Origin of the sequence: Pseudomonas syringae group sp. 26L6, assembly GCF_032587815.1 — a bacterium.
Classification (GTDB): Bacteria; Pseudomonadota; Gammaproteobacteria; order Pseudomonadales; family Pseudomonadaceae; genus Aquipseudomonas; species Aquipseudomonas amygdali.
On record NZ_JAWHPJ010000025.1, the window covers coordinates 1 to 17,025 of the forward strand.

The 17,025-nt window shown below is 59.3% G+C and carries 16 protein-coding genes; 4 read left to right on the plus strand and 12 right to left on the minus strand.

Going from position 1 to position 17,025, the window contains the following annotated elements:
• Positions 1–100: hypothetical protein (locus RYA97_RS13525; protein WP_316892534.1), on the minus strand; the 100-nt coding region annotated here is incomplete at its 3' end.
• Between the two features lie 163 nt (positions 101–263).
• Between RYA97_RS13525 and rpiA the strand changes: the two genes are divergently transcribed.
• Entirely contained in the window at positions 264–935 is a 672-nt protein-coding gene (gene rpiA, locus RYA97_RS13530) for a ribose-5-phosphate isomerase RpiA (protein ID WP_005781568.1), read from the plus strand.
• 45 nt (positions 936–980) lie between these two features.
• On the opposite strand, the gene RYA97_RS13535 is transcribed toward rpiA, so the two are convergent.
• From RYA97_RS13535 to RYA97_RS13550, 4 genes are all read right to left on the minus strand, one after another.
• The gene (locus RYA97_RS13535) at positions 981–1,886 is read right to left on the minus strand and encodes an SdiA-regulated domain-containing protein (RefSeq protein WP_029241096.1); all 906 of its coding nucleotides are present in this window, start codon (positions 1,884–1,886) and stop codon (positions 981–983) included.
• Between the two features lie 126 nt (positions 1,887–2,012).
• Positions 2,013–2,957, minus strand: a complete 945-nt coding sequence (locus RYA97_RS13540; protein ID WP_005745071.1) for an SdiA-regulated domain-containing protein — start codon at positions 2,955–2,957, stop codon at positions 2,013–2,015.
• Positions 2,958–3,139: 182 nt separating this feature from the next.
• On the minus strand, positions 3,140–3,805 hold the full coding sequence (locus tag RYA97_RS13545; protein ID WP_005781573.1) for a fumarylacetoacetate hydrolase family protein: 666 nt from the start codon (positions 3,803–3,805) through the stop codon (positions 3,140–3,142).
• Between the two features lie 66 nt (positions 3,806–3,871).
• Positions 3,872–5,266: an FAD-binding oxidoreductase gene (locus RYA97_RS13550; protein WP_016982739.1), complete on the minus strand. Its 1,395-nt coding sequence runs from the start codon at positions 5,264–5,266 to the stop codon at positions 3,872–3,874.
• 160 nt (positions 5,267–5,426) lie between these two features.
• On the opposite strand from RYA97_RS13550, the gene serA reads away from it, so the two are divergent.
• A complete protein-coding gene (serA, locus tag RYA97_RS13555) occupies positions 5,427–6,656 on the plus strand; it encodes a phosphoglycerate dehydrogenase (RefSeq protein WP_002555754.1) in 1,230 nt (409 codons plus the stop codon).
• A 235-nt stretch (positions 6,657–6,891) separates the two neighbouring features.
• Here the strand turns inward: serA and RYA97_RS13560 are convergent, their stop codons facing one another.
• Together RYA97_RS13560 and RYA97_RS13565 are read right to left on the minus strand one after the other, a co-directional pair.
• Positions 6,892–7,329: a DUF4399 domain-containing protein gene (locus tag RYA97_RS13560; protein ID WP_316892491.1), complete on the minus strand. Its 438-nt coding sequence runs from the start codon at positions 7,327–7,329 to the stop codon at positions 6,892–6,894.
• A 136-nt stretch (positions 7,330–7,465) separates the two neighbouring features.
• Positions 7,466–8,101, minus strand: coding sequence for a 2OG-Fe(II) oxygenase (locus RYA97_RS13565; RefSeq protein ID WP_005733639.1), 636 nt, complete (start codon positions 8,099–8,101; stop codon positions 7,466–7,468).
• Positions 8,102–8,242: 141 nt separating this feature from the next.
• Here RYA97_RS13565 and RYA97_RS13570 point away from each other — a divergent pair, with 141 nt between their 5' ends.
• Positions 8,243–8,995 (plus strand): DUF2059 domain-containing protein, encoded by a 753-nt coding sequence (locus RYA97_RS13570; RefSeq protein WP_117140111.1) that lies wholly within the window; start codon positions 8,243–8,245, stop codon positions 8,993–8,995.
• 14 nt (positions 8,996–9,009) lie between these two features.
• On the opposite strand, the gene RYA97_RS13575 is transcribed toward RYA97_RS13570, so the two are convergent.
• Positions 9,010–9,951 carry an alpha/beta hydrolase gene (locus RYA97_RS13575; RefSeq protein ID WP_016982735.1) on the minus strand — a complete coding sequence of 314 codons (942 nt, stop codon included), beginning with the start codon at positions 9,949–9,951 and terminating at the stop codon, positions 9,010–9,012.
• A gap of 278 nt (positions 9,952–10,229) precedes the next feature.
• On the opposite strand from RYA97_RS13575, the gene RYA97_RS13580 reads away from it, so the two are divergent.
• A complete protein-coding gene (locus RYA97_RS13580; RefSeq protein WP_117140110.1) occupies positions 10,230–12,617 on the plus strand; it encodes a penicillin acylase family protein in 2,388 nt (795 codons plus the stop codon).
• 320 nt (positions 12,618–12,937) lie between these two features.
• Here the strand turns inward: RYA97_RS13580 and RYA97_RS13585 are convergent, their stop codons facing one another.
• Genes RYA97_RS13585 through RYA97_RS13600 form a run of 4 tightly spaced genes read right to left on the minus strand, consistent with a single transcriptional unit; the run spans position 12,938 to position 17,025 of the window.
• Entirely contained in the window at positions 12,938–13,819 is an 882-nt protein-coding gene (locus tag RYA97_RS13585; RefSeq protein WP_003318275.1) for an ABC transporter permease subunit, read from the minus strand.
• Positions 13,816–14,736, minus strand: a complete 921-nt coding sequence (locus RYA97_RS13590) for an ABC transporter permease subunit (RefSeq protein WP_003372160.1) — start codon at positions 14,734–14,736, stop codon at positions 13,816–13,818. Before RYA97_RS13590 ends, RYA97_RS13585 begins: the two co-directional genes overlap by 4 nt.
• Entirely contained in the window at positions 14,733–15,875 is a 1,143-nt protein-coding gene (gene potA / locus RYA97_RS13595) for a polyamine ABC transporter ATP-binding protein (protein WP_002555763.1), read from the minus strand. Before potA ends, RYA97_RS13590 begins: the two co-directional genes overlap by 4 nt.
• A 55-nt stretch (positions 15,876–15,930) precedes the next feature.
• Complete coding sequence (locus RYA97_RS13600) at positions 15,931–17,025, minus strand: polyamine ABC transporter substrate-binding protein (protein ID WP_005745064.1); 1,095 nt, start codon at positions 17,023–17,025, stop codon at positions 15,931–15,933.

Sequence of the window (17,025 nt, forward strand, 5' to 3'; positions counted from 1 at the left end):
CCAGCCGCTCGGACAGCTGGCGAGCGCCGTGCAGCGGGGTTTCGATAGCCACGTCGTACACGCGGGAGGTGAGGATTTTCTTGACGTAGTGTTCAAGCATCGGGGCGGCATCACTGACGAAGCGGGCAAGGTCGGGAAGTCTACTCTGCGCACCGAAAGACGACCATACGAATGACAGGGCTTTGCAGCGCAGTCGCCGCTATAATGCGGGCCTTTTTTACATACCCCCTCTTTTTACCTACATCAGGCACCGTGGAGCCCGCATGACCCAGGATCAACTCAAACAGGCAGTCGCCCAGGCAGCTGTCGACTTCATCCTTCCGAAGCTCGATGACAAAAGCATTGTGGGCGTCGGCACCGGCTCCACGGCCAATTGCTTTATTGATGCGCTGGCTAAACACAAGGCGGCATTCGATGGCACAGTCGCCAGCTCGGAAGCTACCGCCGCGCGCCTCAAGGGCCATGGCATTCCGGTGTATGAGCTGAACACGGTCAGCGATCTGGAGTTCTATGTCGACGGAGCCGACGAAAGCGACGAGCACCTGAACCTGATCAAGGGCGGCGGCGCGGCACTGACTCGCGAGAAAATCGTCGCGGCCGTGGCCAAGACCTTCATCTGCATCGCCGACGGCAGCAAGCTGGTGCCGGTGCTGGGCGCGTTCCCGCTGCCGGTCGAAGTCATTCCGATGGCCCGCAGCCACGTTGCGCGACAACTGGTGAAACTGGGCGGCGACCCGGTTTATCGCGAGGGCGTTCTGACCGACAACGGCAATATCATCATTGATGTGCACAATATGAGCATCACCAATCCGGTGGAGCTGGAAGCACAGATCAACGCCATCGTCGGCGTGGTCACCAATGGCCTGTTCGCCGCCCGTCCGGCCGACCTGTTGCTGCTGGGCACCACCGAAGGCGTGAAAACCCTGACGCGCTGATAAAACCGGTCGTGCCCACGCAAGGTGGGCATGACCCTCACAGGCTCAAGGCTTGCGGAACACGTAAAACAGGTTCGGCTCGCTCACCAGATACAGCGTCCCTTCTGCGTCCATAGCCATCCCTTCAGCCTGCGGCACGTCCTTGCTCAGCCCCATCGCCCCTTTTGCCAGCGAGCCGCTGCCAATCGGATGACCGCTGGTGTCGAGTTCAAGAATGCGCTTCGACTCATCGGACAACGCCAGCAAATGGCCGCTGGTTTCATCGAATTGCAGGCTGGAGAGGTCACGAACCGACAGTCGGCCATCGCGCTTGCTGTTGGAGATGACCTGCAGATTGCCAGGAGCCTCGGAGTTGGTCCTGGGAAAGCCGCGCACTTCGATGATCTGCACCGGATCACGCTCGCGGGCGACAAACAGGCGCTTGCCAACCGAATCATAGGCCAGCCCTTCATAGCCCTTGTTGCCACTGGCGGTGATGCCCAGCGTCAATTGTTCTGCCTGGGTGGCGTCCAGACTTTTGGTGTTGTCATCGACGTGAATCTGAATCAGCCGGAGCCGGCGCTCATCGCTGATCACATAAGTGCCCGGGCTGATGTATTCGACAGCCTCGGCATCACCGAACCCGACCAGCGGAATGCGCCGCAGCACACGACCGTCCAGGCTCAGCTCGACCAGTTCGGGGTTCTGGTTGGTCACCGTAAACAGGCTCTTGCGGTCCGGGTCGTAGCTCAGGCCCGAGACATCATCCTGCAGCCCGTCGATCACCTGTGCTTCGGTGACGACTCGGTACTGATCCAGACCAATGGACTGAAGTGAGTCGGACTGCCAGAACACCTGCCAGTCGAACAGGGCACTTTCAACATAGCGGTATCGCTGATTGGCGATCACGAACACAACGATCAGGGGTACAAGGGCCAGAAGCAGAACTAAAGAGCGAGTAGAGCGACGCATGAAGGGTGACTCGGACAGATTGAGCGGACGGGATTGATACCATGCCATCCTGAAAGCAAGCTTAATGGCATGGTGCTATATTTTTGCCGAATGTGTATCGGCGACCTGTGTAGTTGCCGTCCTGGCTCAGTGCTTGTGAAGCGCCCGGTGAAACGAATAGAACAGGTTCGGTTCGCTGACCATGTACAGCGTACCGGCCTCATCAAGGGCCACGCCTTCTGCGCGCGGAATTGTGTCCTTCAAACCGTTCATGCCGCCCAGCAGGGTCATGAAGCTTACCTGCTCGCCTTGCTCGTCGACTTCCAGCAACAAGTGCGAATCGGCAGACAGCGCGAGCATGTGGCCGGTGCGCGGGTCGATGCTCAATGACGACAGATTGCGCATGTCCAGCGAGCGACTCGACAGCGGTTGCTTGTCGCCTTTCAGCACGTCACTGCCATCACTTTTCCAGGTGTACAGCGCGGGAGGTCGCTCCTCGCCCAGTATCAGCTGCTGACGCTGCGGGTCCCAGGCGATACCTTCGAAGCCCTTGTTCTGGTTGGCAGACTTGCCCAGTTCGTACTGGGGGAAATCCGCGATGTTCAGGGTGGTGGTGTCGGCGTTTACTTTAACGATGGTCAGCTTGTGCTGGCGCTCGTCAGTGATCGCAATCAGGCCATCGTTCATGACGGCAACACCTTCCGGATTGCTCCAGCCCACCAGCGGGATCTTGCGCAGTACATCGCCCGTGAGCGTCAGCTCCACCAGAAACGCATTTTTGCCCATGACCGCAAACAGCGTTTTGGTGACCGGGTTATAGGACAGGTCGGACGCCTCGTCCTTTTCCATGCCCGGCAGCACCTTTGCGTCGATATCCACATGGTAGTCCGGCAGCCAGATACTGGCGTGACGACCTGCCTTGCTCTCGAACCGCTCCTGAAACCAGAGCAGCGCGCGATCATCCCAATGCATGATGAAGGCCAGCCCATAGCCCAGCAAGGCAACCACTAACAACCACGAATACCAGCGCATGTTTCGCAAGTAAGCGAAGCGTTTTTTGTTACGAGGCGGCGCTGCGGCAGTACTGGCCATTCATGTGTTCCTGAGCAAATGAGACTTCATGACGACGTGGTGCCCTTGCGGGGACGGCCGGATTATCCAGAACAGGTGTGAAAAAAACGCAAAATCGGCTGAACTATCAGTCACTCCACAAACAAAAGCCACCCGGGAGTGATCCCGCGTGGCTTTGGGTGCAGCCTGAAGATGCTGTCGGGTTACCTGACGACGCTCTCGAACGGCGTCTGCCCGACCAGTTCCAGTGCGATCTGGTCGCCGGCTTTGAACGGCCCGACACCGGCAGGCGTGCCGGTCATGATCAGGTCACCGGCCTGCAGCGAGAAGTTGGCTGCCATGTGCTGGATCATCGGCACGATCGGGTTGAGCATCATGTTGCTGTTGCCGTCTTGAACCACCTTGCCATTGAGGGTCAGGCGGATACCGATGTCCTCCAGGTCAGGGAAGGTCTCGGCGGGCACGAACGGCGGAATCACCGCAGCGCCGTCGAAACACTTGGCCAGCTCCCATGGAAGGCCTTTCTCACGCAGACGCGACTGCACGTCACGCAGGGTCAGGTCCAGGCCGGGCGCAAAGCCGCTGATCGCGTCGAGTACTTCTTCGCGCGAAGGGTTCTTGCTCAGAGGCTTGCCGATCAGGACAACGATCTCTGCTTCGTAATGCACCGAGCCGCGGTCTGCCGGGATAGTGAAGCCACCCTCCAGCGCAACCACCGCGCTGCCGGGTTTCATGAACAGCAGCGGCTCGGTAGGCACCGCGTTGCCCAGTTCCTTGGCGTGTTCGGCGTAGTTACGCCCGATGCAGACCACTTTACCCAGGGGGAAGTGAATGTTGGTGCCATCGACATATTTGTGCTGGTAGCTCATGACGTCTCCTGAGGCTGTAAGAGGTAGCCTGCTTATTGTTGCGACGGATCAAATGGTTGCGACGGATCAAACGGCGAAGATTTTGCCGGGATTCATGATCCCGTTGGGATCGAACACCGCTTTCAACGCCTTCATGTATTCGATTTCGACCGGCGAGCGACTGTACGTTAAATAGTCACGTTTGGTCATCCCGACACCATGCTCGGCCGAAATCGAGCCGTTGTACTTTTCGACAGTCTCGAATACCCACTTGTTGACCCGGGCACATTTGACGAAGAACTCGTCCTTGTCGAGGCCCTCGGGCTTGAGGATGTTCAGGTGCAGGTTGCCGTCGCCAATGTGGCCGTACCAGAGCACTTCGAAGTCTGGGTAGTGTTCGGCAACGATCGTGTCGATTTCAGCCAGAAACTCCGGCACTTTCGAGACAGTGACCGAGATATCGTTTTTGTACGGTGTGAAGTGCGAGATGGTTTCGGAGATGTACTCGCGCAGCTTCCACAGGTTGCGTAATTGCTGTTCGCTCTGGCTCATCACGCCGTCCAGCACCCAACCCTGCTCGACGCAGTGCTCGAAGGTCGCCAGTGCCTGATCGGCCAGGTCGTCGGTGGTCGCTTCGAACTCCAGCAACACATAGAACGGGCATGGCGTGTCGAAAGGCGACGGCACATCACCGCGCGCCATGACCCGGGCGAAGGATTTGTCCGAGAAGAATTCGAAGGCGGTCAGGTCGAGCTTGCCGTGAAAGGCATGCAGCACCGGCATGATCGAGTTGAAGTCCGAGGTGCCCAGCACCATCGCTGTGAGGTTCTTCGGCGCACGGTCGAGGCGCATGGTCGCTTCGACGACAAAGCCCAGCGTACCTTCGGCACCGATGAACAACTGGCGCAAATCGTAGCCGGTGGCGTTCTTGATCAGGTCCTTGTTCAGCTCCAGCAGGTCGCCCTTGCCGGTGACCACCTTGAGGCCCGCGACCCAATTGCGCGTCATGCCGTAGCGAATGACCTTGATACCGCCCGCATTGGTGCCGATATTGCCGCCGATCTGGCTGGAGCCCGAAGAAGCGAAGTCGACCGGATAATAAAGGCCGCTCTCTTCAGCCAGCGCCTGTAATTGCCGGGTGATCACGCCAGGCTGACAGACCGCCGTCCGGTCGGTGAGATTCAGCTCCAGCACCTGGTTCATGTAATCGAACGAGACGACCACTTCACCGTTGGCAGCCACCGCGGCCGCCGAAAGCCCGGTGCGTCCACCCGAAGGCACCAGCGCCACGAGCCGCTCATTGGCCCAGCGTACGATGGCCTGCACCTGTTCGGTGGTCTTGGGAAATACGATGGCCAGTGGCGCAGGAGTGAACTGCTTGGTCCAGTCCTTGCCGTAAGTTTCCAGAGAACCGGCATCGGTGAGTACCTTGCCGGGGTCAACCAGGGTCTGCAGCTCATCAATCAAAACGCGATCGGTCATTGAATCAACTCTCGAACGATTCATGGGCATCCTGAGAACGGTTCACGTTCGGGATGAGGTTTCGCGGGGCTCATATGCTAGCATACGCCCCCCGTGAGTCGTGCCCAGAGCCGAACCGGGCACCCCCTGCCAATTTTCTTCGGGACACAGGTTTACGCAGATGAGCAAGACTTCCCTCGACAAGAGCAAGATCAAGTTCCTTCTTCTCGAAGGCGTCCATCAGTCCGCTGTCGACGTCCTCAAGGCAGCCGGCTACACCAGCATCGAGTACCACACCAAGTCTCTGCCGGAAGCCGAACTGAAAGAAAAGATCGCCGACGCACACTTCATCGGTATCCGCTCCCGCACTCAGTTGACCGAAGAGCTGTTCGATTGCGCCAAGAAACTGGTTGCCGTCGGCTGCTTCTGCATCGGCACCAACCAGGTTGACCTCAATGCAGCGCGTGAGCGCGGTATTGCAGTGTTCAATGCGCCCTACTCCAACACCCGCTCGGTAGCAGAACTGGTGCTGGCCGAGGCGATCCTGCTGCTGCGCGGTATCCCTGAGAAAAACGCTTCATGCCACCGTGGCGGCTGGATCAAAAGCGCGGCCAACTCTTTCGAAATCCGTGGCAAGAAGCTCGGCATCATTGGCTATGGCTCGATTGGTACGCAGTTGTCGGTTCTGGCCGAAGGCCTGGGCATGCAGGTGTACTTCTACGACACCCTGACCAAGCTGCCACTGGGCAACGCGACTCAGGTGTCCAGCCTGAACGAGCTGCTGGGCATGTCCGATATCGTTACCCTGCACGTGCCGGAAACCTCGGAAACCCAGTGGATGATCGGCGAAAAAGAAATTCGCGCGATGAAAAAGGGCAGCATCCTGATCAACGCGGCTCGCGGCACAGTCGTTGAGCTGGACGCCCTGGCCGACGCGATCAAGGACAAGCACCTGATCGGCGCTGCAATCGACGTGTTCCCGGTCGAGCCACGCTCGAACGACGACATCTTCGAAAGCCCGCTGCGTGGCCTGGACAACGTGATCCTGACCCCGCACATCGGTGGTTCCACTGCCGAAGCGCAGGCCAACATCGGTCTGGAAGTCGCAGAAAAGCTGGTCAAGTACAGCGACAACGGTACCTCGGTGTCGTCGGTCAACTTCCCGGAAGTGGCCTTGCCTGCTCACCCTGGCAAGCATCGCCTGCTGCACATCCACGAGAACATCCCGGGCGTGCTCAGCGAGATCAACAAGGTCTTCGCCGAGAACGGCATCAACATCTCCGGTCAGTTCCTGCAGACCAACGAGAAAGTCGGTTACGTGGTCATCGACGTCGACGCCGAGTACTCGGATTTGGCACAAGCCAAGCTGCAACAGATCAAAGGCACCATCCGCAGCCGCGTTCTGTTCTGATCCGAGCGCCGTGCCCACCCCGTGTGGGCACGAGCGATGGTCTTGCGGGCACCGATCGTTCCTCACGCTCCAGCGTGGGAATGCAGTTCACGACGCTCCGCGTCGCAAGAGGACGCAGAGCGTCCAGAAAGGCATGCGACGCAGAGCGTCGCACGATAGTTGCGATAATCGTTCCTCACGCTCCAGCGTGGGAATGCCGTTCGTGACGCTCTGCGTCATACAAGCACTGACAGCCCTACTTCACATTGATCGTGATCTTCTTCGACTCGACCGACGGGTTCAGCGGCATGTGGCCTTTGTCGCCCATCAGCAATTGCAATGTGTGCTGACCAGGCGGCAGGTTGATTTCGGTTTCAGTCTGGCCCTTGCCGAAGTGGCGGATGTTGTCACTGACCGGCAGCGGCGCATTCATCGCTGGCTGGTCGTTCACATCGATCAGCAGGTGATGGTGACCGGTATCGGGAACATCCACACCCGCAGGCGCGACGCCCATGCCTTTGAGACCGAATTGCACCTTGAACGGTGAAGTCACGGTTTCACCATCCTTGGGCGAGATGATGTACGCCTCGGCGCCTTCAGGGGATGCAGTGCGTGGCATATCGGCGGCGCTGACCAGCATGGATGCGCTGAGCAACAGGCCCGCGACCATCGTTCCAGAAAATAAGGATTTCATGATTGCTCCGGTTGCAGTTGACGTAAGTCGACCCTCACACAACAAATCCGTCGGTTCAGGAGTGCTCAAGATAGACCGCAGCCGGGCTCAATGGCTCACTGCATTGATGAAACAGTTTTCATGAACAGGCCACAGGTTACTGAAACAGCTCGTTACCGCGGCGCCTGAACCAGCCCGTCAGTGACAGTCGATCACGGCTGGCAGGCATGACTTCATGGGGAATATCACCGGACAGAAAAACCACCAGGCAACCGCCTGTAGGCTGGACGTCGTAAGCCACATCGTCCTTGAGGTACATGCGCAACTGGCCGCCATGCTCGGGCAGCCAGGCATTGTTGAGGTAAAGCACCGCCGACACCATGCGCTTGTCATCATCGCGAAAGCGATCCACATGCCTGAGGTAGCGGGCACCCGGTGGATACAGCGCAAAATGGCTTTCGTAGTCCTCCAGCCCCAGGAAAAGGCCGCGATTGAGCGCCTGACGCAGGCTTTCCATCAATTCCAGATAGCTGTCGCAACACTGCACCTGCCCCGCTTCAAGCCACTGAATGCGGTCACCACGAATACCTTCGCGTATTTCCTGCGCTGCGCCCTTGCCAATAGCGGCAGGCTCGAGCTCGCCTTCGGCAGCACGTTTTCGGCACTCTTGCTCAAGTTCAAGAGTCAGAGCTTCGGGCAGGAAAATATTCTGCTGCGACCAGCCGTTGGCGGCCAGGTCGTCGACGATTCGCAACAGCAGTGGGTGGTCAGAGGGTATGCGCATGGCGTGCATAGTATCGATAAGCCATGAAATCCGACAGAGGCGTATACATGTGGTATCACACGCGTGAGATTTCACTCGCCGACGGCACTCATAACTCGACAAATCCACGCTAACACCCGGAGAATAGCGGCCTGCCGACAGGAGTCCCCAATGCGTCGTTTGTTTGTTTTGCTGTTGATGTTCTGCACCTCCCCTGCCTGGGCAGACAGCTACGATCAGTTGTACAAGGCCGCAGGCTGGCCGGAACAGCGCGCGCATTTCAACGATGCTCTCAAGGCTGCTCAACAGCGCTACAGCAACAACCTGCCGCCTGCGGTTTATCAAGCGCTGGTCAATAACAGCAATCAGCGTTTTTCCCCCCAGGCCATGGACCAGCGCGCGTCGAAGCGCCTGCGTGAAAGCCTCAAGGACCCTGCCCCGTCGCTGCAGTTTTTCCAGTCGCCGCTGGGCCGAAAGATCGTCAACGCCGAGCTGACCGCCACCCGCGCCGATCAGCTGGCCAAACATGCCCAAGGGCTGCCGCATATCGAAGCGGATGCAACGCGTCAGTTGTTGATCGGCCATCTGGCCCAGGCACTGCCGGCCAGAGAGGCCGGCGCGGAAGTCAGCCTTGCCATCGCAGGCGTTGCCGCAGACAGCCTGAGCCAGATGATTCCCGGCCTGCTCGGTGGAGGCCAGGCGCAGGGCATGCTCGAAGGCCAGCGCGAGCGCCTGATGGCGCAGATGAGTGCTGATCTGAACAACACGCTGCTGTATGTGTACCGCGACCTGTCCGACCCTGAACTTGAAGAGTTCTCGACCTTCGCCGAGTCACCGGAAGGCAAAGCCTATTATCAGGCAGCACTGGCTGCGATTCGCGCCGGACTGGCGGTTGGGCAAAGTGCGTCGAGCCTGAACCCCTGATCGGTACCGAGGGCTTAGCGCAAACGCCCTTCCAGAAAATCAAAGTACCTTGCCCGTAACTCCGGCGATTCATTGGCCAGATGATGCCGGGCGTGCCCCAGCATCAGGATCTGCGGCTGGCTGAACTTGCCTTTCAGAACCGTGAGGTTGTGAGACCAGTCGACCGTCATATCTGCGTCACCTTGAATGATCAACGGGCTGCGCAGGCTGCGCGGCGCGCGCTCAATACGCACAATCCATTGCGACAACGCGCCGACCCAGGCAGTGGGCAGGCGACGCGGCTGCAAAGGGTCCGCCAGGAGAAAAGGCAGGAACGCAGGCGCATTGGAGTTTTCGGTGAAACGCCGGGCAATGCCGTTTACGAACGGTTTGAGCAGGTGATAACTCAGACGCGACCAGCCCCAAGCGCGCGGCCGGACCAGCGGCGCCAGCAGGATCACCTCCCCCTGCGCCGGCGAGTCTGCCCCCTGATGAAGCAGGTGATCCGTCACGATGGCACCACCCATGCTTTGTCCGCACAGGTGCCAGGGATGTGGCAGCCCAAGGCCTTCGGCTTCAGACAGCAGACGTTGCAACACCAGTTGATACTCGGCGAAGTCATTGATACAGGCCCGACTGCCGCTGGACAGGCCATGGCCCGGCAAGTCGCAGGCGATCACGGCGAACCCCTGCTCCAGCGCCCATTCGATCACATGCCGGTATAGCCCCATGTGGTCGTAAAAACCGTGAAACAGAAACAGCGTGGCGACCGGACTGTCAGGCATCCACACCTGCCCGACAACCTCGTAGCCCGCGACATCGAGACGCCCCAGCCAGCTGCGTATGATTTTTTCGCCGCCCAGCCCGGCCAGGCCGTAGAAGCGTTGATAGGCCAGTCCGTCCATGGAAAGCGGGTCGATGATATTCAGCGGCAGCAGGCTGGCGCGCAGTTTATCGGGGTCAAACGTGGCGGACATGTGGCTTCCAGATTCCGGGAAACGGTAAGTAAAATTGTGTAACGATATTCTTCTGTATGCTCCGGCATGGCAAGCTGCTCGGCTGCAATCACACGCTTCACATGCTTAGGCACATCGCCATCAGACTGCACGGTAGCGAACGCTATCTTAATGTTTACTGCGTACTCGATCGCGGTAGGCTTTCGCGCTGTGTTATGCAGGGCGGCCTGTCAGGCTGCTGCCATATTGCACAACCATAGCCTTCGCCCATGCATCACGCCATTCACAGAGAAACCCGGATGAAACGCAGCCTCGTCATTCTAGCCATCATCATCGCCATCCTTGCAGGCGGCGCGGGCTGGTACGTCAATAGCAAACAACCGGTCCGTGATGGCGAGATTGCCATGAGCCATCTTCAGGCACCTGTCACGCTGCGTTACGACGAGCGTGGCGTGCCGCACATCCGGGCAGAGAACGAAGCAGATCTGTACCGAGCGCTGGGTTATGCCCATGCTCAGGACCGGCTGTTCCAGATGGAAATGCTGCGGCGTCTGGCGCGTGGCGAACTGGCGGAGATACTCGGGCCGAACCTGGTCGAGACCGACAAACTGTTTCGCACATTGCGTATTCGCGAGCATGCCGACGCGTATGTCGCACGCCAGGACAAGAACACCCCGACCTGGAAAGCGCTGGAAGCCTACATCGACGGCGTCAATCAGTATCAGGACACCCACGCACGACCGATGGAGTTCGACGCGCTGGGTATTCCCAAGCGGCGCTTCACTACCGAAGACACCGTGAGCATCGGTGGCTATCTGGCGTACAGCTTTGCGGCAGCATTCAGAACCGAACCATTGCTGACGTATGTGCGCGATCAACTGGGCCCGCAGTATTTGAAAGTGTTTGATCTGGACTGGCATCCGGACGGCATGCTCGGTTCTAAACCGGCATTGGCCAGCGCCGACTGGAAAGGCCTGGCGCAGTTGGCCCAGCTGAGCCACAAAGCGCTGGAAGGCGCAGGTCTGCCGCAGTTCGAGGGCAGCAACGCCTGGGTGATTTCCGGCAGCCGTACGCAAAGCGGCAAACCGATCCTCGCGGGCGACCCGCACATCCGCTTTTCCGTGCCTTCGGTGTGGTACGAAGCACAGCTTTCTGCGCCGGGTTTTGAGCTGTACGGACACTTTCCGGGGCTCAATCCGTTCGCGTTTCTGGGCCACAACATGGATTTCGGCTGGAGCCTGACCATGTTCCAGAACGATGACGTGGACCTGATCGCCGAGAAGACCAACCCGGACAACCCGAATCAGGTCTGGTACCACGGGCAATGGGTGGACATGAAACGCACCGAGCAGCAAATCACCGTCAAGGGCCAGGCCCCGGTCACACTGACGCTGCTCGAATCGCCGCACGGACCGATCGTCAACAATGTGATGGGCAAGAACGCCGGCCAGACGCCAATCGCGATGTGGTGGTCATTTCTGGTGTCCGCCAACCCGGTGCTGGATGGTTTCTACGAAGCCAACCGCGCCGACACGTTGGATAAAATGCGCAGCGCCGCCGAGAAGATCCAGTCGCCGGGCCTCAACATTGTCTGGGCCAATGCCAAAGGTGATATCGGTTGGTGGGCTGCGGCGCAACTGCCGATTCGTCCGCAAGGCGTCAACCCGAGCTTCATCCTCGATGGCAGCACCGCGCAGGCGGACAAATCGGGCTTTTACCCATTCAGCGCCAACCCGCACGAAGAAAACCCGGCGCGCGGCTACATCGTGTCCGCCAACTTCCAGCCGCTGTCGCCGACCGGCATGCAGATTCCGGGTTACTACAACCCGGCCGAGCGCGGTCAGGAGCTGAACCGGCAACTGAGCGACTCCACCATCAAGTGGGACCTGGCCGCCAGCAAGGCGCTGCAACTGGGCACGCAGACCGATTACGCACCGAGCATTCTCAAACCGCTGATTCCGGTACTGCGCAGCGTTGTCAGCGACCCGGACGAAATCGCCCTCGTGGAGCGGCTGGCCAGCTGGAAAGGCGATTACCCCGTTGATTCGGTGGGTGCCACACTGTTCAACCAGTTCCTGTTCGACCTGACGGAAGAAACATTCCACGACGAACTGGGCGATACGATGTTCGAAACGCTGCTGTCGACCCGCGTATTGGACGCCGCCCTGCCGCGTCTGGCCGCCGATGCCGATTCGCCGTGGTGGAACAATCGCAATTCACCCCATGAAGAAAGCCGCGCCAATACCGTCAAGGTAGCCTGGCGAGCCAGCGTGTCGCACTTGCGGTCGCTGTACGGCACCAACCCGGATGAATGGGTGTGGGGCAAGGCGCACACCCTTACTCAGGCTCACCCGATGGGGTCGCAAAAGCCGCTGGACATGATCTTCAACGTTGGCCCGTATGCAGCGCCGGGTACCCATGAAGTGCCGAACAACCTGTCATCCAGCATCCGCCCTGCCCCGTGGCCCGTCGGCTACGGCCCTTCGACCCGCCGCCTTATCGACTTCGCCGACCCGGCGCATAGCCTGGGTATCAACCCGGTAGGCCAGAGCGGCGTGCCGTTCGACAAGCATTATTCGGATCAGGCCAAGGCGTTTGTGAGTGGCGAGTACGTGCCACAGCGCTTCAGCGAGAAAGACGTGACAGAGCATACGGAAGGGGTTTTACGGTTAGTGCCGGGGGAATAGCCGAGCCCGGAAATGAGGCTTCTCGTGGGAGCGAGCTTGCTCGCGAACTGTCGGGAACCGACAGTGAAACCTTCACGCACGGTACATCAGGCACAACCGGGTTTGACTATCGTGCCAATGCTCCGCGTTGGCATGCCTTTCGTGACGCTCCGCGTCACAAGTCTGCGTAGCACCGCGCTATCAAGATCGGACGCAGAGCGTCCAGAGCTGCGCTCCCACGCTGGAGCGTGGGAGCGATAAACCGAGATAGCTAGTTGCTGCCGGTAACCGGCAGTTCGCGAGCAAGCTCGCTCCCACGCCCTCCGGGCACGATCAGGTTTTCAGGCCGCCGGAGCACGTCTCGGATCAGGCTGCTTCCAGGCGTCTGCCGCGCTTTCCTCGATAGCCTGCTGGATCGCACGCTTGCGGTTGTTTTCGGCGCGGCGGGTGAAGAACCAGACCAGAAAGGTTGCTAGTGACACGGCCAGCAGAATCAGGCTAGCCACTGCGTTGATTTCAGGTTTAACGCCCAGTCTCACGGCGGAGAACACTTCCATCGGCAGAGTCGTCGAACCCGGCCCGGAAACGAAGCTGGCGAGCACCAGGTCATCCAGCGACAGCGCGAAGGACATCATGCCGCCGGCTGCCAGCGACGGCGCGATCATCGGGATGGTGATCAGCAAGAACACCTTCCACGGACGCGCGCCCAGATCCATCGCCGCTTCTTCAATCGACAGGTCCAGCTCTCGCAGCCGCGCCGATACCACAACTGCCACGTAGGCCGCGCAGAACGTCGTGTGCGCGATCCAGATGGTCATGATGCCGCGCTCCTGCGGCCAACCGATCAATTGCGCCATGGCCACGAACAGCAGCAACAGCGAGAGGCCGGTGATCACTTCGGGCATTACCAGCGGCGCAGTTACCAGCCCGCCAAAGAACGTCCGACCCTTGAAGCGACTGATGCGGGTCAGCACAAACGCAGCCATCGTCCCCAGCGCCACCGCAGCAACGGCGGTGTAGCAGGCGATCTCCAGCGAGCGCATCACCGAGCCCATCAGTTGCGAGTTGTCCAGCAGGCCGACGTACCATTTCACCGACCAGCCGCCCCAGACCGTCACCAGTTGCGAGGCGTTGAACGAGTAGATGACCAGAATCACCATCGGCGCATAGATGAACAGCAAACCCAGAACCAGCATCAGGTTCGAGAATCGAAAGCGGTTCATGCCTTGCCCTCCAGTTCTTTGGCCTGACTACGGTTGAACAGGATGATAGGCACGATCAGCACCAGCAGCATGATGACTGCCAGCGCCGAAGCCACCGGCCAATCACGGTTGTTGAAGAATTCCTGCCACAGCACGCGGCCGATCATCAGGGTTTCCGGGCCACCCAGCAGTTCGGGAATCACGAACTCGCCGACCACCGGGATGAATACCAGCATGCAGCCGGCGATCACACCGTTCTTGGACAGCGGTACGGTGATTTTCCAGAAACTGTTGAAGGTGCTCGAACCCAGGTCGGACGCGGCTTCCAGCAGGCTGGTGTCGTGCTTCACAAGGTTGGCGTACAGCGGCAGGATCATGAACGGCAGGTAGGAATAGACCACGCCGATGTACACCGCCAGGTTGGTGTTGAGGATCTGCAACGGCGCGTCGATCAGCCCGAGCCACATCAGGAATGCATTGAGCAGCCCGTTGTTGCTGAGGATACCCATCCAGGCGTAGACGCGGATCAGGATCGCCGTCCAGGTCGGCATCATGATCAGCAGCAACAGCACGGTTTGCAGGTCCTTGCGCGCGCTGGCGATGGCATAGGCCATCGGATAGCCGATCAGCAGGCACAGCAAGGTGCTGATGAAGGCCATCTTCAGCGAGCCCAGATAGGCCGAAACATACAGGTCATCGCCACTGAGCAAGGTGTAGTTGGCGAAGTTGAGGACCATCTGCAGCTTTTCGTCGGCGTAGCTGAAGATCTCGGTGTATGGCGGGATCGCGACGTCGGCTTCGGCGAAGCTGATCTTGAGCACGATCAAAAACGGCAAGGCAAAGAACAGAAACAGCCAGAGGAACGGCACGCCGATGACCATCTGCCGCCCGTTGGGCTTTATGCGCTCGAACGCGCGCTTGATCTTGCGGATTTTCATGAGCGCAGTACCACGCCGCTGTCGTCTTCCCACCACACGTAGACTTCATCGCCCCAGGTAGGCCGTGCGCCCTGACGCTCGGCGTTGGCGACGAACGATTGCACCAGCTTGCCGCCCGGCAGCTCGACGTAGAACACCGAATGACCGCCCAGATAGGCGATGTCGTGAACCTTGCCGCGTGACCAGTTGTATTCGAAGCCTGGCTGCTCGGTGGTGATCAGCAGCTTCTCAGGGCGCAGGGCGTAGGTGATGTGCTTGTCTTCTACCGACGTACTGACGCCGTGGCCGACATAGATATTGCGCTCCAGCTCGGGACTGCGGATCAGCGCGTGGGCTTCCATGTCTTCGATCACGTCACCTTCGAACAGGTTGACGCTGCCGATGAATTCGCAGACCAGACGGCTGGTCGGGGTTTCGTAGATGTCGATCGGGCTGCCGATCTGCGCGATCCAGCCCAGGTGCATGATTGCGATGCGCTCGGCCATGGTCATGGCCTCTTCCTGATCGTGAGTCACCATTACGCAGGTCACGCCGACGCGCTCGATGATCTCCACCAGTTCCAGCTGCATCTGCGAACGCAGTTTCTTGTCCAGCGCACCCATTGGCTCATCAAGCAACAGCAGCTTGGGCTTTTTGGCCAGCGAGCGGGCCAGGGCCACACGTTGACGCTGGCCTCCCGAGAGCTGGTGCGGCTTGCGCTTGGCGTACTGGGTCATCTGCACCAGCTTGAGCATCTCCGCCACGCGGGCTTCGATTTCCGGCTTGGCCAGCTTGTCCTGTTTCAGGCCAAAGGCGATGTTGTCCGCCACGGTCATGTGCGGGAACAGCGCGTAGGACTGGAACATCATGTTGATCGGACGTTCATACGGCGGCATGTCGGTAATGTCGACACCATCTAGGTAGATGCGGCCCTCGGTCGGGCGCTCGAAACCGGCCAGCATGCGCAGCAGTGTGGACTTTCCGGAACCGGAGCCGCCAAGCAGGGCGAAGATCTCACCCTTGTTGATTTGCAGCGACACGTCGTCCACCGCAATCGTCTCGTCGAACTTCTTCGTGACCCGATCAATCTTGACCAGCACCTCTTTGGGTTGCTGACCGCCTTCGAGGGCTTTCTTGTAGGCGCCGGAGGCAACTGCCATGGGTGAAACTCCCAACAGGTAGGCAACCCGGCCAATACGGCCGGGTGCTGGATTTTTATTTGCCCGACTTGACCTTGGTCCAGCTGCGGGTCATCAGACGTTGCACCTTGGGGGGCAACTCGCTGTTCACGAACAGGCGGTCCAGCACTTCCTGAGGCGGGTAAACCGCTGCATCGGTGCGGATTTTCTGGTCCATGAACTCGCCGGAGGCGGGATTGGGGTTGGCGTAGCCGACTTCATCGCTGACCTGGGCGATCACCTTGGGGTCAAGCATGTAATTGATGAAGGCGCTGGCGGCCTTGATGTTTTTCGAGTCTGCCGGAATAGCCAGCATATCGAACCACAGGTTGCCGCCCTCCTTCGGGATGCTGTAAGCGAGCTTCACGCCTTTGCCTGCCTCTTCTGCGCGCGCCTTGGCCTGGAACACATCGCCCGAAAAACCGGCTGCAACACAGATGTCGCCATTGGCCAGATCAGTGATGTATTTGGACGAGTGGAAATAGGTTACGTAAGGACGAATCGCCATGAGTTTGGCTTCGGCCTTCTTGTAGTCCGCTTCCTTGGTGCTGTTGGGGTCCAGCCCCATGTAGTTGAGCACCGCCGGCAACATTTCATCAGCGGAATCAAGAAACGCTACGCCACAGCTGGACAGCTTCTTGATGTTTTCCGGCTCGAACAGCACCGCCCAGGAGTCGATCTTGTCGACACCCAGCACTGCCTTGACCTTCTCGACGTTGTAACCGATGCCGTTGGTGCCCCACAGGTATGGCACTGCGTACTGGTTACCCGGATCGTTCTTCTCCAGGCGCTTGAGCAGCGCCGGGTCGAGGTTCTTGTAGTTGGGCAGCAGCGACTTGTCGAGTTTTTGGAACGCGCCAGCCTTGATCTGCTTGCCGAGGAAGTGATTGGACGGCACCACCACGTCATAGCCGGTGCGTCCGGCCAACAGCTTGGCCTCAAGGGTTTCGTTGGAGTCGAACACGTCGTACATCGGCTTGATGCCGGTCGCGGCTTCGAAGTCCGCCAGGGTGGTCTTGCCGATGTAATCGGACCAGTTATAAATATGCACGGTGGATTCAGCCTGAGCACTGATCGACAGTGTCAGCCCGGCAGCCGCCAGCAAGGCTTTGGAAAAAATAGAAATAGACAA

Coding starts and splice junctions, on each gene's coding strand:
- RYA97_RS13590 (WP_003372160.1), bottom strand. CDS start 14,736: ATGAAAATCCGCAAGATCAAGCGCGCGTTCGAGCGCATAAAGCCCAAC.
- RYA97_RS13560 (WP_316892491.1), bottom strand. CDS start 7,329: ATGAAATCCTTATTTTCTGGAACGATGGTCGCGGGCCTGTTGCTCAGC.
- RYA97_RS13565 (WP_005733639.1), bottom strand. CDS start 8,101: ATGCACGCCATGCGCATACCCTCTGACCACCCACTGCTGTTGCGAATC.
- RYA97_RS13545 (WP_005781573.1), bottom strand. CDS start 3,805: ATGAGCTACCAGCACAAATATGTCGATGGCACCAACATTCACTTCCCC.
- RYA97_RS13575 (WP_016982735.1), bottom strand. CDS start 9,951: ATGTCCGCCACGTTTGACCCCGATAAACTGCGCGCCAGCCTGCTGCCG.
- RYA97_RS13535 (WP_029241096.1), bottom strand. CDS start 1,886: ATGCGTCGCTCTACTCGCTCTTTAGTTCTGCTTCTGGCCCTTGTACCC.
- RYA97_RS13580 (WP_117140110.1), top strand. CDS start 10,230: ATGAAACGCAGCCTCGTCATTCTAGCCATCATCATCGCCATCCTTGCA.
- rpiA (WP_005781568.1), top strand. CDS start 264: ATGACCCAGGATCAACTCAAACAGGCAGTCGCCCAGGCAGCTGTCGAC.
- serA (WP_002555754.1), top strand. CDS start 5,427: ATGAGCAAGACTTCCCTCGACAAGAGCAAGATCAAGTTCCTTCTTCTC.
- RYA97_RS13570 (WP_117140111.1), top strand. CDS start 8,243: ATGCGTCGTTTGTTTGTTTTGCTGTTGATGTTCTGCACCTCCCCTGCC.
- RYA97_RS13550 (WP_016982739.1), bottom strand. CDS start 5,266: ATGACCGATCGCGTTTTGATTGATGAGCTGCAGACCCTGGTTGACCCC.
- RYA97_RS13585 (WP_003318275.1), bottom strand. CDS start 13,819: ATGAACCGCTTTCGATTCTCGAACCTGATGCTGGTTCTGGGTTTGCTG.
- RYA97_RS13540 (WP_005745071.1), bottom strand. CDS start 2,957: ATGGCCAGTACTGCCGCAGCGCCGCCTCGTAACAAAAAACGCTTCGCT.
- potA (WP_002555763.1), bottom strand. CDS start 15,875: ATGGCAGTTGCCTCCGGCGCCTACAAGAAAGCCCTCGAAGGCGGTCAG.